The organism is Chryseobacterium soli (genome assembly GCF_000737705.1).
Lineage (GTDB): Bacteria > Bacteroidota > Bacteroidia > Flavobacteriales > Weeksellaceae > Chryseobacterium > Chryseobacterium soli.
Window position 1 is genome coordinate 494571 of the sequence record NZ_JPRH01000001.1, and the last position, 16126, is coordinate 510696.

A 16126-nucleotide genomic window follows, 5' to 3' on the forward strand; every position below is an offset into this window, starting at 1 on the left:
TTACGATTTGCGATTTTATCCTTTACATTTTAGAGAATAAGTAAGGCTGAAAAGGAATTATGAATTATACAGTACAGGAAATTGCAGGAATTACCAATGCGCAGGTTATTGGAAACAAAGATATAGTGATCAAAAATATAGCTTTTGACAGCAGGATCATTTATTCTACAAAAAATACTGCATTTATTGCCATCAACACTCCTAAAAACTCAGGAGAGAAGTTTATTGAATCTGCCATTGACAGAGGCATCAATGTGATTATATCCGAGCATCAGCATCAGCAATTTGAAAATATCACCTGGATTGTTGTAGAAAATTCTGTTGAGTTCCTTCAAAAATTAGCCAAATATCATTTTGAGCATTCTCATTTACAATCCATAGGAATCACCGGAAGCAATGGGAAAACGATTTTGAAAGAATGGTTGTATCAATGCCTGTGGAATGAATTTCCAACGGTGAAAAGCCCTAAAAGTTTCAATTCGCAGATAGGTCTTCCCCTATCGCTGCTTCAGATTAATGATAGTCATAAGCTTGGAATTTTCGAAGTGGGAATTTCCAATCCCCACGAAATGGAAAAGCTGGAAAATATATTCCATCCTGAAATCGGACTTCTTACCCATATAGGAACGGCACATGCTGCCAATTTTCAGTCTGAGGAAGAATTAATCGATGAAAAAATTACACTCTTTAAAGATTCAAAAGTCATCATCTATAATGGAGATCATCCTTTGGTTGATCAAAAAATAAAGGAATTATATTCAAGTAAAAAATTAATCTCCTATGGTTTTAAAGATGGTAATCAGGTCTTTATTAAAAATAATATTTCCCGGGAAGAAAACATTATTGTAGAATATGGTAATGAAGAAATCAGTTTTCCTGTACACCAAAGGGATGAAGCCACTTTAACGAATGCATTAGCCCTGATTACAGTATTAAAGGAGCTAGGTATCGAAAACGAAAAGATCGTAGAAAAAATCAATGCTTTAAAGGCCGTTGAAATGCGTCTTGAAGCGATTGAAGGAATTAAAGGCAATATCGTCATCAATGATTCTTTTAATCTGGATCTCGATTCTTTAAAAACAGCTTTACAGTTTTTAAATGAATACAATAAACCTCAAAAGTCTTTGGTATTAACGGACATTGTGGGGGTAAATTCTAATTCCCAGGAATTGTATGAGGAAGTTTCAGAACTGGTTAACGAACAGAAATTTGATACCGTTTTCCTGATAGGTGATGAAATTACCAAATTTGAAGAACTTTTTAAAGCTGCAACTTTTACTTTCATTAATACTCAGGAGCTTATTGAAAGTAAACATCTTACAGAAATCAACAATCAGATTATCCTTCTTAAAGGAGCCCGAAAATTTGAGATTGAAAAACTGAAAGATATCCTTGAACTCAGAAAGCATGACACTGTACTGGAAATCAATCTGAACGCTATTCTTCATAATATCAACTATCATAAATCTTTGCTGAAACCAACGACCAAAATGATGGCAATGGTTAAAGCAAATGCTTATGGATTAGGAAGTTACGAAATTTCTGAATTTTTACAGCATCACCATATTGATTATCTGGGAGTTGCCTATGCCGATGAAGGGGTAGAACTCCGCAAAAAAGGAATTACCACTCCTATCGTAGTCATGAACCCCGAGCAGCACAGCTATAAGACTATTATTGAATATAATTTAGAGCCGGAACTTTACAGCTTCAGGGTATTGGAACTTTTTTATGAAGCAGTACAAAAATCAGGATATGATAAAAAATATCCCATTCATATTAAGCTTGAAACCGGAATGCACCGTCTTGGGTTTAAAGGACCTGAACTGGATGAACTCAGTGAAACTTTACTTCATAAAAATCTTAAGGTTCAGAGCATCCTCAGCCATTTATCATCTTCCGATATGCCGGAAGAGAAAGATTTTACGCTACAGCAGCTGAATATTTTTGATAAAAACTCAAGTTATCTGGTAGGTAAGTTGGGATACCGGCCGATTCTTCATATTTTAAATTCTTCAGGAATAACAAGCTATACAGACCATCAGCATGATATGGTAAGAATCGGTATCGGAATGATTGGAGAATCACCAAATAGTGAAATACAGAAACAGCTTCGGTCTGTTGTAAGTTTTAAAACCGTAATTTCACAGATCTCTTCGGTAGAAAACGGAGAATCAGTAGGATACAGCAGAAAATTTAAAGCAGATCATACAACAAAAATAGCAACAATACCTGTGGGATATGCAGACGGTATTCCAAGGTTAATAGGAAATCAGATAGGAAGCCTCGGCGTGAATAAAAATCTTGCGCCTATTGTCGGAAATATCTGTATGGATATGATGATGATTAATGTAGATCATATTGCCAATGTAAAAGAAGGTGACACTGTAGTTATATTTAACGCTCACCCAAGTCTGAAAGAATTTGCATCCTACTGCAAAACGATCACCTATGAAGTATTAACATCTATTTCCCCCAGGGTGAAACGGATTTATATAAAAGATTAACTTATGAGAAAACTCCTGATTCTTTTATTTGTATTCCCCTTACTTTTGATTCAGTCACAAGTAAAAAAGGATTTAATTATTCCAAAAAATCCCAAAATAGGACTTTCACTTGCGGGTGGCGGAGCCAAAGGTTTTTCTCACGTTGGGGTACTTAAAATACTAGACTCATTGGGAGTGAAGGTGGATTATATTGCCGGAACCAGTATGGGGGCTATTGTCGGCGGATTATATGCCTCCGGATATTCAGGAAAGGAAATAGAAAAGATCGTAATGGATACCGATTTTTATTCTTTGATCATGGATCCCAAATCCAGACAGGAAAGTACTTTTTTTAATAAGTCTGTCGACAAATATCTTTTATCCATTCCTCTTAAAAATGGGAAGATCACCCTACCCTCTTCCATAAGCACCGGTCAGAAAAATGTATACTTATTGAAAGAGCTTTTCAAGAATGTATCCAGTATCGATGACTTTTCAAAACTACCGATTCCTTTCATGTGTGTTGCCACCAATCTTGAGAGCGGCAATATGGAAATTTTTGAAAAAGGAGATCTTGTACAGTCTATTATGGCGAGTTCCGCATTTCCTTCTCTGATGGACCCTGTAAAAATCGGCGACAGCATTTATATAGATGGAGCCATGTCGGTAAACTATCCATCAAAACCTTTAAAGGATAAAGGAATTGATATTGTTATCGGAGTTGATCTTAACCAGGATCTTTCTAAAAGAGAAGATTTAAATAATATCATCGCCATTCTGAACCAGGTGATTGATTTCGGTATTAAAAAAGATACAAGAAAACAATACAAATATACGGACATCAATATCAAGCCTAATCTGAAAGGCATGACTGCTACCAGCTACGACGAAAAGAAAAAAATACTCGATAGCGGCTATGCAGAAGGCAAGAAATATACTGCTGTACTCGACCAGCTTCCAAAACGTTCTTTTGATCGCCTCAGACAAAGCGTTAATCCAATCTATTCTAATGTATATAAGATCGACAGCGTTTCCATAGACGGAGGCAAAATATATGGCAAAAATTATGTTCTGGGAAAAATGGGACTCCGCCTTCCCTCTATGCAGACCTATGGAAGTATCAACAAAAAAATTGACAAGCTTATTGCCACTAATAACTATCGATTCATCAATTATGATATCGTCACAGAAAATAATGCGAACTACCTCAAATTATATGTCACCGAAGATGACACCCGTCACTTTTTAAAATTCGGGTTGCATTACGATGAAGTATTTAAGACCGGGCTTTTACTGAATTATTCTGCAAAACGTCTTTTATTTAAAAATTCAAATCTCTCTTTAGATGTAGTCGTTGGAGATAAACCCAGATATTATCTAAACTATTTTATCGATAATGGTTACATTCCTGGATTTGGTATCTATTCTTCAGGAATGAGTTTCGATCTGAAGAATGTAGACAATAACAGTATTGACAAATGGGAATGGTTTAGAAATGAAATGTATATCCAATCTGTATGGAAAGATAAATTCGCTCTGGGAGGCGGAATAAGCCACGATGTTTTCCAGGCTGAGATCAATGGTGACAACAGGAGATCAAGTCGTTTTTTGAGCCCTTATGTGTTCTTAAAAAGCGATACTCAGAACGACAAGGACTTCCCTTCAAGAGGAATCTATCTTGCAGCGGAAGGTAAAGTAATCGACCTGTTAAAATCAGAGGTGGAAAAAAGAATCGTCCAGGTAAAAGCAGACATCAGAATCAACGTTCCTATTTCAAAACAATTCTCCTACCGCCTTAATTTATATGGTGGAATTACTATCGGTGAATACCTTCCGGAATTTTACCAGTTCAGGTTGGGAGGAATCTTTGAGCAGAATATGATTAACTTCAAAAGTTTCGGAGGCTTTTACTTCGCACAACTTAACACCAACAATGTGGTTCTTGCTTCTAATGATCTTCAGTTTAAATTCAATAAAAACTATTTCATAAGCGGAAACTTTACCTTTGCCAATCTTTCAGAAGATATTAATTTTAAAGATGCAGCAAAAGTAAATTATAGCTCTATTGGGCTTATGGCAGGTTATAAATCTCCTTTCGGGCAGATCAAGATTAACTTTAGCCACTCACTTAAAAACAATCAAAAAGGCATATTCAGTGTTATTTTAGGACACTGGTTTTAAAACAATGATACAATTTTTTTACGAAAACCTACCGGAATCTGTATCGGCAGATTACAAAAAATGGCTGGAAGATATTATTCTTTCAGAAGAAAAGAAACTTGGAGAAATCAATTATATTTTCTGCGATGATGAATATCTGCTTAAGATAAATCAGGACTATTTACAGCATGATTATTATACAGATATCATCACTTTCGATTATGTAAAAGGCAAAACAATAAGCGGAGAGATTTTCGTATCTTTGCAGCGCATTTCAGACAATGCTTCTACCCTATCCAAAAATTATGAAGAAGAGCTGCGCAGAGTTTTAGCACATGGCATCCTTCATCTTTCAGGATACAAGGACAAAAGTGAAGAAGAAGAAGAAGAAATGCGAAGAAAAGAAGATTTTTATTTAAATAAATTTGAGAATTAAAAGAATAAGAAATTTCGCAGTTTATAATGCCTAATACTTTAATCTTTTAATTGAAACGGTTCCTCTGTAATATGCACTACATAAAAGGATATTCCAATGGAAACAATACAAGACTAAATGTAAAAATTTACTTTGTATTTAAATAATGTTTCACGTGAAACATTTGTGAAAAAGATTAAAAAATAAGGCTTAAAATAGAGCAATAATGATTTCAGAAATATATGATGTAATAGTAGTAGGTGCTGGCCACGCCGGATGTGAAGCTGCAGCTGCCGCCGCCAACCTAGGATCAAAAACACTACTGGTTACAATGAATATGCAGACCATCGGACAGATGAGCTGCAACCCCGCGATGGGCGGTATTGCAAAAGGACAAATTGTAAGAGAAATAGATGCAATGGGAGGTTACTCTGGAATCATTGCAGACAAATCTGCAATCCAGTTCAAAATGCTTAACCTTTCAAAAGGTCCTGCAATGTGGTCTCCAAGAACACAAAATGACAGAATGCTTTTCGCAGAAGAATGGCGAATGGCGTTAGAAAATACACCCAATCTTGATTTCTTTCAGGATATGGTTAAACAGCTTATTATAGAAAATGGTAAAGCAGTGGGTGTAATCACTTCTCTCGGAATTGAAATAAAAGCAAAATCTGTTGTACTAACCAATGGTACATTTCTTAACGGTTTGATCCACGTTGGAGACAAACAATTAGGAGGTGGAAGAATGGGAGAACCAAGAGCATTCGGAATTACAGAACAACTTGTTTCTTTAGGTTTCGAAGCAGGAAGAATGAAAACCGGTACTCCACCGAGAGTAGATGGTAGAAGCCTGGATTATTCTAAAATGGAAGAACAAAAAGGAGATGAAAATCCTCAAAAATTCAGCTATTTAGATACTCCTAAATTAACAAAACAATTAAGTTGTCATATAGTATATACCAATGAAACGGTACATGATATCTTACGTGAAGGATTCGACAGAAGCCCAATGTTCAATGGTACTATTCAGAGCTTAGGACCAAGATATTGTCCTAGTATTGAAGATAAAATCAACCGTTTTGCAGAACGTACAAGACATCAGCTTTTCGTAGAACCTGAAGGATGGAGAACAGTAGAAATCTATGTCAATGGTTTCAGTTCTTCTCTACCGGAAGACGTACAGCTTAAAGCAATGAAACATATTCCAGGATTTGAAAACGTAAAAGTATTCCGTCCGGGCTATGCTATTGAATATGACTACTTCCCTCCTACCCAACTCAAGCATACCTTAGAAACAAAATTAATCGAAAACCTTTATTTTGCAGGACAGATTAATGGAACTACAGGATATGAAGAGGCAGCGGGACAAGGCCTAATGGCTGGGATTAACGCTCACAATAAAGTACACGAGAAAGGCGAATTCATCCTAAACAGAGATGAAGCCTATATAGGCGTATTAATCGATGATCTTATCACAAAAGGAACTGAAGAACCATACAGAATGTTTACTTCACGTGCCGAATACAGACTCTTATTGAGACAAGATAATGCCGATATCAGATTAACAGAGAAGGCTTATAAATTAGGATTAGCTAAAGAAGAAAGATTAGTAAATGTAGAAGCTAAAGTATCTCAAAGTCAGGAACTTGAAAACTTTCTTCGAGAATTTTCTTTAAAACCAGGAATGATTAATCCTATTTTAGAAAGCATAGACAGCAATCCGGTAGATCAGGCGTACAGAGCCGCTCAGATATTAACCAGACCTAATATGACCCTGGAAAAACTGGAAGATGTTGCAAGTATTAAAGAATTTACTTCCCAATTTAAGGACGAAGTAAAAGAACAGGCTCAGATCAATATCAAATATAAAGGATATATAGAGAAGGAAAAAGAGAATGTTGCTAAGCTTACCCGTTTAGAAAATATTAAAATTCCTGAAGATTTTGATTACACCAACCTATCCAGTCTATCTACAGAAGCAAAACAGAAGATGTCTAAAGTAAGACCAAAGACCATTGCACAGGCTGGAAGAATCAGTGGCGTTTCTCCTTCCGATATGAACGTTTTACTAGTCTATTTAGGACGTTAAAAACAAAATGTTTCACGTGAAACATTTATAAAATAAGATCGAAAATTAAGGTGTTTATGAGTCTGTACAAGCTTTCATAAATATCTTAATTTTTACTATAAAAGAAGACAATTAAATGAAAATAAAAGATCATTTTCTTACGCAAGAAGTATTTGAAATTAAAGAAACGGATACAAAAGGAGTTTTCAAAACCTCCCCTATTCCATCCAATATTTCCAAATATTATGAAAGTGAAGACTACATTTCCCATCATCAGGATTCCGGAAGCTTAAAAGAAAAGCTATATAAATTCTTACAGTCTTTTAATCTTCAGTATAAGAAAACAATCCTTATTGACAGAATAAAAAAAGGATCAAAAGTTCTAGATTATGGTTGTGGAGCCGGTGAATTTGTGAAATATATTGAAAATGATTTTGATACTTTCGGATTTGAACCTGATGCAGATGCAAGAAAAGCGGCAACAAGTAAGATAATAAAAGCAAAAATAATCGATGATATTCAAAATATCGAAGATCAAAGCCTGGACGCCATTACCTTATGGCATGTTTTCGAACATATAGAAAACCAGGATGAAATGCTCGAGATCTTTAATAAGAAATTAAAAGAAAAAGGATTACTCATTATTGCAGTTCCCAACCCTACTTCTTATGATGCAAAACATTATAAAGAATATTGGGCAGCCTATGATGTACCAAGACACATCTATCATTTTTCAAAAAATGGAATGGAAAATCTCATTTCTAAAAAGCCCAACTGGAAAATGAGAAAGATTAAGCCTCTTGTTCTTGACTCATATTATATCTCGATGTTGAGCGAAAAATACAAAAAATCACCTCTTTTTTGGCTAAAAGCGACTGTTCATGGAACGATTTCTAACATAAAAGCACTTTTTTCCAACGAATTTTCAAGTTTGATATACATTATCGAAAAAAGATAGAAAATCGATTTTTAAGCCATTTATGAAGGTCAATTTTCGCCAATTTTGCAAAAAAAATCAAAAAACTCTGAAAAATTTCAGAGTTTTTCTTTTTTCAAAGAAGTTGAAAATTAATTTTAAAAATGATAAGGAAGCATTTTTGAAAAACTGAAATCATAAATCACTCAAATAAAACTTCTTATACTTTTCCAATAAAAATTAAATACATCTCCCCTACCCCATTTTATTTTTTTGTTTGATAAGAAAATAAGAACGGAGTAAAAAATAAAAACTGGTCGGTATGGAATTATCTTAAAAAAATTACATCTTCAAATTAGAGTCGGAAGATGTAATTTTCTATTTCTTCAAAATTTTATTTCTTAGGAAAAAGATCTGTAATCAAAATTATTCTCGTCAAAGTTTAAAACCTTGGCAAGAATATATTTTCTGGAGACTTTGCTTCGCTGTACTTTATCAGAATACAAAAATTAATAAAGCTAGTTCTGTTTCAATCTTAACAAATTCCCTGTTCAAAATTCATTACATAATAAAAAAATATGCCGAACTCAGGTTAAAATGACAGACACAAAAAAAGTCTGCTGAAATTAACTTCAGCAGACTTCAAAAATATTTTTAGTAAAAATTTATTTGTTGATCGCAGCAACTCCGGGAAGTTCCAATCCTTCCAGACTTTCAAGCATCGCTCCACCTCCGGTAGAAACATAACTTACTTTGTCTGCATATCCGAACTGTTTAACAAAAGCCACACTGTCTCCTCCTCCTACTAAAGAGAAAGCTCCCAATTTTGTAGCTTCCGCAATACTTTCTCCAAGAGCGATAGTTCCTCCTGCAAAGTTGGACATTTCAAAAACTCCAATTGGCCCGTTCCATAAAATCGTTCTCGAATTTAAAAGGACATCATTAAACTGATCTCTGGATTTTGGTCCAGCATCCAATCCCATCCATCCTTCAGGAATTTCATAGATGTCTGCTTCTTTTCTCTCGGCATCATTACTGAAACTTTCAGCAATCAAAGTATCCGAAGGAAGATAAACTTTCACCTTATGTTCTTTTGCTTTTCCTAAAATTTCAAGAGCCAATGGAAGTTTGTCTTCCTCTACTAAAGAGTTTCCAACTTTTCCACCTAACGCCTTAATAAAAGTAAAAGCCATTCCTCCACCGATAATCAAATTATCTACAGCCGGAAGAACATTTTCTATAACTGTTATCTTAGTTGAAACTTTAGATCCACCCAAAATTGCCGTTACCGGTCGTTCACCATTTTTCAAAACTCTGTCAATTGCTTCAAGTTCTTTTGCCATCAATAGACCGAAAAACTTAGTTGAACTAAAGAAGTCGGCGATTACAGCGGTAGAAGCATGAGCTCTGTGGGCAGTTCCAAAAGCATCGTTCACATAAGCATCTCCCAATTGAGAAAGTTGTTCCGCAAATCCTCTGTCTCCTTTTTCCTCTTCATTATGAAAACGCAGATTCTCTAATAAAAGAATTTCTCCGGGTTTCAAATCAGCTGCAGCCTGAATAGCTTTGTCTCCTACAGACTCATCTACAAATTTTACCTCCTGGCCAAGAACATTAGACACTTCATCCAGGATATGTTTAAGAGAGAATTCGTCTTTTACTTCTCCTTTTGGTCTTCCCAGGTGCGTCATTAGAATTACAGAACCTCCATCGCCAAGAATTTTGTCTACTGTAGGTCTTACGGCAGCAATTCTGGTATTGTCTGTAACTTTAAGCTGATCATCCTGCGGAACATTGAAATCTACTCTTACAAGAGCCTTCTTATCTTTAAAATTGAAATCATTGATTGTTTTCATAAATATCGTAGAATTTTCGTTTCACAAATGTAAGATTTTAAAAATTTGGAACAGATTGAAAGAAATAAAAGTTTTCAAAAACTTCCCACAAGGCAACAATCACTAATCAACATTATCTTTCTCTTTATAAAAAAAGAATACTGTTGTATGTTGTTGAGTGTTGTTAGTTTCGGGGATAACTTTCATCTAAAAACTTGATAACATTAAATTTTCATCTAATTCATATTTAATTAACAATATAATTTACTGAAAATCTGGTTTTTCACCTACTTACTAACAAATGTGAGTAACTTTTGCACAATTTGATTGTTGATGACTGATTTATGGAAAACATAAGGATTACTCTGAAAAAAGTTTTTGAAAGTTGTGGAGTAAAAATTAGGAGGCTGCTTTCAATACTCATTTTATACGGATTATGAAACAATAAGTTGTTAGAAGTTTTCCACAGTTATTCACAAAGCTATTAACAATTTACCCCCGAAAGACTAACAGTGTTTGTTATAATTACTAACTTTGTAAGGAAATAAATCTTTAATAGACGTAATACAAGCATTATGAAAAGAAAAATTGCCATTGCTGCAGACCATGCAGGGTATGAATATAAAGAGATTGTTAAGAACTTTTTCTCTGAACAGTTTGATATTCAGGATTTTGGAACGTTTTCCACAGAGAGTGTGGATTATCCTGACTTTGTACACCCCGCTGCAACGTCAGTAGAGAATGGAGAGAATGAATTGGGGATCTTGATCTGCGGAAGCGGAAACGGAGTACAGATTACGGCGAACAAGCATCAGAAGATTCGATGTGCTCTTTGCTGGATGCCGGAGATTGCATCGCTGGCAAGACAGCATAATGATGCCAATATGATATCCCTTCCGGCCCGTTTTGTTTCAAAGGAAGTAGCCATTGATATTGTAAAAAAATTCCTTTCAACCGACTTTGAAGGTGGCCGCCATCAGAACAGAGTAGATAAAATTGCTTATTGCTAGATATACTGAAGCTCCGACTTATAGGTCGGAGCTTTTCATTATTGTTATAAGATAGGGCTGCTATGCTGGCTTAAACCCGTTATTAACCTGAGTCATAGGTTGAACAGCGGAAGTGTTATTTTGCGTGTATATTCTGTGGAGGACGTATGCAGGTATATTCTACTCTAGTCTGTAAAAATAATTTATCTATAAAGTATTGAAAATCAAATCATATTATTGATATTAAAAATAATTCTTATCTTTGCAACGTAAAATACATACAGGTTCTATCATTCTCTCAACCTTATTTAGTATTTAATAGATATTTAATAGAAGGTTTTCTCCCCTCTTCTCCATATTTGTATTAAATTTATACGAAACTAAAACTCCCATTGTGAAAAATTGGAAGCAAAGTTGATGTATCAGAATTAAAGAAAAAAGTAATATAATACAACTAAAATTTTAGATAAAGATTATTAACTAATTTTTTAGTTTTTAAACAGGTTCGCCCATGGCGGAGCGTAACCGAGAATAAAAAAATAAATTAACATGCCAAAAAAAAGAAAATATATAAGTCAAAAGAACGATCATAAATTGATGGAGATCGGAAGACTGATCGTACGTTTTATGAACGAAAACTCGACGAAGATCTATAACTATAAACAAATTTCAGACGGGATAGAATATAAAAATCCCAGACAGCGTGAGCTTGTTGTTCAGGCATTACATAAACTTCAGGCTTCTGAAAAAATATCAGAAGTTGAAAAAGGGAAATATATTGTGAACTTAAAAGTTGAGGGAACACTAACCGGAGTGATCGATTTTAACCAATCAGGAAATGCTTATGTGAAAGTAGAAGGAATCGCTGATGATATCTTTGTTCATTCCAAGAATGTGAAAGATGCATTGCAGGGTGATAAAGTTCTCATTGTAACGTACAATTTCAAAGGGAAAAAACTGGAAGGCTCCGTGGTGGAAGTATTGGAAAGAACAAGAACTGAATTTGTAGGAACTTTTCAGGTAGTACCTCATAAAGATTTCGGATTTGTTGTGTGTGATAAAAAATCTATTAATACAGATATTTTTATTCCAAAAACAAAATTTAACAATGCGGAAAACGGGAATAAAGTGGTCGTGAAAATGACAGGCTGGAAACCGGGAGATAAAAATCCTGAAGGAGAAATCACTCAGGTGTTAGGAGCTCCAGGAGAACATGAAACTGAAATCCACTCTATCCTTGCTGAGTATGGCCTTCCGTATGAATTTCCTGAGGAAGTGGAAAGAGATGCAGATAAGATCGACAGAAGAATTACGGACGAAGAGGTCGCAAAACGTAGAGACATGCGTGATATCTGTACCTTTACGATTGACCCGAAAGATGCAAAAGATTTTGATGATGCCTTATCCATCCAGAAATTAGAAAATGGAAATTGGGAAATCGGAGTGCACATTGCTGATGTTTCACATTATGTGGTTCCGGGAACAATGCTGGATGATGAAGCGTATGATAGAGCTACCTCAGTATATCTTGTGGACCGGGTTGTCCCAATGTTGCCGGAAGTACTTAGTAATGATGTATGTTCACTTCGTCCAAATGAAGATAAATTTACTTTTTCTGCTGTTTTTGAAATGAATGATAACGCTGAAGTGGAGAAACAATGGTTTGGAAGAACTGTGATTCACTCAGACAGAAGATTCTCTTATGAAGAAGCGCAGGAACGAATTGAAACAAAAGAGGGAGATCTTACAGAAGAAATTTTGACGTTGGACAGACTGGCGAAAATTATGCGTCAGGAAAGGATCAACAACGGAGCGATTACTTTTGACAGAAGTGAAGTAAGATTCAATCTTAATGAAGATAATCAGCCTATTGGAGTTTACTTTAAGGTAAGTAAAGATTCTAACCACCTGATTGAAGAATTCATGTTGCTGGCCAATAAAAAAGTGTCGGAATTTGTTTCTTTAGCAAAAAAAGGATCTCCTACTAACAATACCTTTATATATAGAGTTCACGACGATCCGGATCCGGCTAAATTGGAAGCTTTAAGAGATTTTGTATCTACTTTCGGATATAAAATGGACCTGGCAAATACCAAAAAAGTCGCTGAATCTTTAAATAACCTTCTTCATGACGTAAAAGGGAAAGGCGAAGAAAATATGATTGAAACGCTTGCTATGCGAAGTATGAGCAAAGCTGTCTATTCTACAGAACCGATTGGTCACTATGGACTTGGATTCGACTACTATTCTCACTTCACCTCTCCTATCCGTCGTTACCCGGATCTACTTGCTCACAGGTTGTTACAGCATTATCTGGACGGTGGGAAATCGCCTAACAGAGAAGAACTGGAAACCAAAGCTAAACACTGCAGTGCAAGAGAAAGGCTGGCAGCGGATGCAGAAAGAGATTCCATCAAATTTATGCAGGTAAAATTCATGGAAAAACACCTTGGAGAAACGTTTACAGGCGTAATTTCTGGAGTTGCTGAATTTGGTTTCTGGGTAGAAATCCCTGAAAACGGTGCGGAAGGATTAATCAAACTGAGAGATCTGGTAGATGATTCTTATACGTATGAGAAAGCTACCCATGCCGTGTATGGTTCCAGAACAGGAAAGAAATACCAGTTAGGAGATCAGGTTCAGATCAAAGTGGTAAAAGCCAATTTAATTCAAAAGCAATTAGACTTTAAAATTGTTGATTAATGACCAAAATTGATACTTATATTGTCATTAGTATTACTAATTTTATATTATTTTTTACAGTAGTTTATAATACTGTTTTAAATTTCTTTTGGTTTGTAAGTATTATTATTTTACTTTGTGTTATTATTAATTTATTAATTAATAAAGGTTTTATTAAAATAGGAAATTTAGGAAAGAAATATTTCTTTTTAGTTTTATTTCCTTTAATGATAAATATATTTTTTCTGATAAATTATCTTACCGGAACGAAACCTACCAAAGAAACTTATTGCTTTAGAGGTCAGGTTTCGTATGTGGGAGGTGCACATAGTCGTGAAGTAGGGAAAACAACTTATATATTTTTGAGTAATGATGCTTATGCTTATGAATATAATATAAGAAGTTTTTTTACTGATTATAAAAGGATGCTTTTTAAAAACCAAGTTACCTATACATTTGAGAGAGGTATTTTTGGTTTTAAAGTCAGAAAAGATTATCAATTTTTTTTTAATGAAAATTGTTTATATTAAATGTTTGAACTCGTACTTTCTGCTATTATTTTAGGCTTTATGTTAAGCTTGGTCTTTATAGGACCTATATTTTTCTTATTAATTGAAACGAGCTTCTCAAGAGGTCCTAAACATGCTTTAGCATTGGATGTGGGGGTTATTACCGCTGATTTACTGTGCATCATGGCAGCCTATTATGCAAGTGCGGATCTGGTGAGTCTCATTGATAAACATCCTGGTTTTTACAGGATTACCTCTATCCTTATCTTTGTCTATGGAATTGTGATGATGGTTACGAAAACCAAAATGCATATGCCTGGTGAGGAAAAGATGATCGGACAGAATTATTTTAAAACTTTTATCAATGGTTTTTTCTTTAATATTTTAAATGTAGGAGTTATTCTTTTCTGGCTGGTTACGGTTATTTCTGTGAGAAATCAGTATCCGGGTACCGATAATTTTATTCTGTATATTGGATTGGTAATATGTACCTATTTGGGAATTGATCTGTTAAAAATCTTCCTTGCCAAACAATTTCACTACAAGCTTACTCAGAAATTAGCCAATCAGATTCGTAGAGTGGTTGGAGTTATCCTTATTATATTCAGTTTTTTTATCTTCCTGCAGAGTTTTAAAAAATTCAATCAGTTTGATAAAAAATTAGAAGAAGCCGAAAAGAAAGAAGTAAAATATCAAAAGACACATTAAAGGCACAATGAAAAAAAATACCTTTCCAAAATCCCTTAAAAAAGGTGATAAAATAGCAGTCATCTCCCCTGCCGGTTCAGTAGAATCTTCCCAGCTGGAGAAAGGAATAGAAATGATCAAAGCCAGAGGTTTTGAACCTGTTTTGGGAAAACATCTATATTCTAAATTTTCCAACGGATACAATTATGCCGGGACTGAAGCGGAAAGGATACAGGATATAAACTGGGCTTTAAATGACAGTGAAATTGCTGCTGTCTGGGCTTCCAGGGGAGGTTACGGCTGTCAGCATCTGGTTCAGCATTTATCTCTTAAAGGCTTTACAAAAGACCCGAAATGGTATATCGGTTATTCTGATAATACTGTTATCCAAAGTTATTTATTAAAAAAAGGTTTTGCTTCCATTCATGGACAGACCATCAAAACATCCAGTTTTGGAGTGATAGAAGAAGGTTATGACGGTATTTTTGATATTATAAAAGGGAAAGTCCCAACCTATAACCTACTACTCCACCAATTCAATAAAAAAGGCTCTGTTAAAGGCGAATTGGTAGGAGGAAATCTGGCATTGATTTACGCCCTTTTGGGAACTCAATATTCTTTTGATTTTAAGGAGAAAATTTTATTTATTGAAGACATCGGAGAAAATTTCTATGCTCTGGATCGAATGATCATGAGTTTAGAATTAGCCGGAGTTTTCCATAAAATTTCAGGATTGATTATCGGTGGAATGACCAATATGGGTGATGAAAAGGAGAATAAAGAATACGGAGAAAGCTTCGATGAATTTGCCTATCAGCTGATTTCTGAAAGGATTTCCAGGTACATGTTCCCTACTGCATTTGGATTCCCCAACGGACATATTAAGGACAACAGACCTTTGATCATTGGAGGAATTATAAAGATGAAAGTCGGAACAAATGTTAAGATTGAGTTTCTAAAATCCTAGATAATCTTTAATCAAGAATCAATGGCTACTCATAATGATTTCGGGAAAAAAGCAGAAGATTTGGCGGTTGAATATTTGAAAAAAAACGGCTACAAAATTCTTGTCAGAAACTTTCGTTTTAAGAAAAACGAAATAGATATTATTGCTGAAAAAGATCATCTGATTGTCGTCGTGGAAGTAAAAGCCAGATCTACAGATTTTTTCATTCTTCCGCAGGAAGCTGTTACAAAAACTAAAATAAAATCAATCGTATCTGCGGCCAATTATTTTATGGAAGAGTTTAATAAAAATCAGGAAGTGAGATTTGATATTATGTCTGTTCTTGCCGACGAAAAAAGAAATTTAAATATAGAACATATTGAAAATGCCTTTGAAGCATTTGATGCAAACTAAAAGTACAAAGTACCTTGTT

The 16126-nt window shown here is 34.8% G+C and carries 12 protein-coding genes; 11 read left to right on the forward strand and 1 reads right to left on the reverse strand.

Annotated elements, in window-relative coordinates; all coding sequences use genetic code 11:
- Window positions 1-59 precede the first annotated feature (59 nt).
- The 5 genes from IW15_RS02260 (at window position 60) to IW15_RS02280 (ending at window position 8087) form a co-directional block, all read left to right on the forward strand.
- Window positions 60-2507 carry a bifunctional UDP-N-acetylmuramoyl-tripeptide:D-alanyl-D-alanine ligase/alanine racemase gene (locus IW15_RS02260; protein ID WP_034708973.1) on the forward strand — a complete coding sequence of 816 codons (2448 nt, stop codon included), beginning with the start codon at window positions 60-62 and terminating at the stop codon, window positions 2505-2507.
- Window positions 2508-2510: 3 nt separating this feature from the next.
- Window positions 2511-4667 carry a patatin-like phospholipase family protein gene (locus IW15_RS02265; protein WP_034708975.1) on the forward strand — a complete coding sequence of 719 codons (2157 nt, stop codon included), beginning with the start codon at window positions 2511-2513 and terminating at the stop codon, window positions 4665-4667.
- 4 nt (window positions 4668-4671) lie between these two features.
- Window positions 4672-5082 (forward strand): rRNA maturation RNase YbeY, encoded by a 411-nt coding sequence (ybeY, locus tag IW15_RS02270; protein ID WP_034708976.1) that lies wholly within the window; start codon window positions 4672-4674, stop codon window positions 5080-5082.
- A 205-nt stretch (window positions 5083-5287) separates the two neighbouring features.
- Window positions 5288-7150, forward strand: coding sequence for a tRNA uridine-5-carboxymethylaminomethyl(34) synthesis enzyme MnmG (mnmG, locus tag IW15_RS02275; protein WP_034708977.1), 1863 nt, complete (start codon window positions 5288-5290; stop codon window positions 7148-7150).
- 115 nt (window positions 7151-7265) lie between these two features.
- Window positions 7266-8087, forward strand: coding sequence for a class I SAM-dependent methyltransferase (locus IW15_RS02280; protein ID WP_034708978.1), 822 nt, complete (start codon window positions 7266-7268; stop codon window positions 8085-8087).
- Between the two features lie 623 nt (window positions 8088-8710).
- Here the strand turns inward: IW15_RS02280 and IW15_RS02285 are convergent.
- A complete protein-coding gene (locus IW15_RS02285) occupies window positions 8711-9901 on the reverse strand; it encodes a phosphoglycerate kinase (RefSeq protein ID WP_034708979.1) in 1191 nt (396 codons plus the stop codon).
- A 554-nt stretch (window positions 9902-10455) separates the two neighbouring features.
- Between IW15_RS02285 and rpiB the strand changes: the two genes are divergently transcribed.
- The 6 genes from rpiB (at window position 10456) to IW15_RS02315 (ending at window position 16107) form a co-directional block, all read left to right on the forward strand.
- Entirely contained in the window at window positions 10456-10890 is a 435-nt protein-coding gene (gene rpiB / locus IW15_RS02290; RefSeq protein ID WP_034708981.1) for a ribose 5-phosphate isomerase B, read from the forward strand.
- Window positions 10891-11418: 528 nt separating this feature from the next.
- Window positions 11419-13572 (forward strand): ribonuclease R, encoded by a 2154-nt coding sequence (gene rnr / locus IW15_RS02295; protein WP_034708982.1) that lies wholly within the window; start codon window positions 11419-11421, stop codon window positions 13570-13572.
- Window positions 13572-14081 (forward strand): hypothetical protein, encoded by a 510-nt coding sequence (locus tag IW15_RS02300; protein ID WP_034708984.1) that lies wholly within the window; start codon window positions 13572-13574, stop codon window positions 14079-14081. The genes rnr and IW15_RS02300 overlap by 1 nt, the downstream gene beginning before the upstream one ends.
- Window positions 14082-14768: a LysE family translocator gene (locus IW15_RS02305; protein ID WP_034708985.1), complete on the forward strand. Its 687-nt coding sequence runs from the start codon at window positions 14082-14084 to the stop codon at window positions 14766-14768.
- Between the two features lie 7 nt (window positions 14769-14775).
- Window positions 14776-15714, forward strand: coding sequence for a S66 peptidase family protein (locus tag IW15_RS02310; RefSeq protein WP_034708987.1), 939 nt, complete (start codon window positions 14776-14778; stop codon window positions 15712-15714).
- A 21-nt stretch (window positions 15715-15735) separates the two neighbouring features.
- Entirely contained in the window at window positions 15736-16107 is a 372-nt protein-coding gene (locus IW15_RS02315; RefSeq protein ID WP_034708988.1) for a YraN family protein, read from the forward strand.
- Window positions 16108-16126 lie beyond the last annotated feature (19 nt).

What these genes read in the sequence shown, in the direction of transcription:
- mnmG (WP_034708977.1), top strand. Translation starts at nt 5,288, where the DNA reads ATGATTTCAGAAATATATGATGTAATAGTAGTAGGTGCTGGCCACGCC.
- IW15_RS02310 (WP_034708987.1), top strand. Translation starts at nt 14,776, where the DNA reads ATGAAAAAAAATACCTTTCCAAAATCCCTTAAAAAAGGTGATAAAATA.
- IW15_RS02315 (WP_034708988.1), top strand. Translation starts at nt 15,736, where the DNA reads ATGGCTACTCATAATGATTTCGGGAAAAAAGCAGAAGATTTGGCGGTT.
- IW15_RS02300 (WP_034708984.1), top strand. Translation starts at nt 13,572, where the DNA reads ATGACCAAAATTGATACTTATATTGTCATTAGTATTACTAATTTTATA.
- IW15_RS02280 (WP_034708978.1), top strand. Translation starts at nt 7,266, where the DNA reads ATGAAAATAAAAGATCATTTTCTTACGCAAGAAGTATTTGAAATTAAA.
- IW15_RS02260 (WP_034708973.1), top strand. Translation starts at nt 60, where the DNA reads ATGAATTATACAGTACAGGAAATTGCAGGAATTACCAATGCGCAGGTT.
- rnr (WP_034708982.1), top strand. Translation starts at nt 11,419, where the DNA reads ATGCCAAAAAAAAGAAAATATATAAGTCAAAAGAACGATCATAAATTG.
- rpiB (WP_034708981.1), top strand. Translation starts at nt 10,456, where the DNA reads ATGAAAAGAAAAATTGCCATTGCTGCAGACCATGCAGGGTATGAATAT.
- ybeY (WP_034708976.1), top strand. Translation starts at nt 4,672, where the DNA reads ATGATACAATTTTTTTACGAAAACCTACCGGAATCTGTATCGGCAGAT.
- IW15_RS02285 (WP_034708979.1), bottom strand. Translation starts at nt 9,901, where the DNA reads ATGAAAACAATCAATGATTTCAATTTTAAAGATAAGAAGGCTCTTGTA.
- IW15_RS02305 (WP_034708985.1), top strand. Translation starts at nt 14,082, where the DNA reads ATGTTTGAACTCGTACTTTCTGCTATTATTTTAGGCTTTATGTTAAGC.
- IW15_RS02265 (WP_034708975.1), top strand. Translation starts at nt 2,511, where the DNA reads ATGAGAAAACTCCTGATTCTTTTATTTGTATTCCCCTTACTTTTGATT.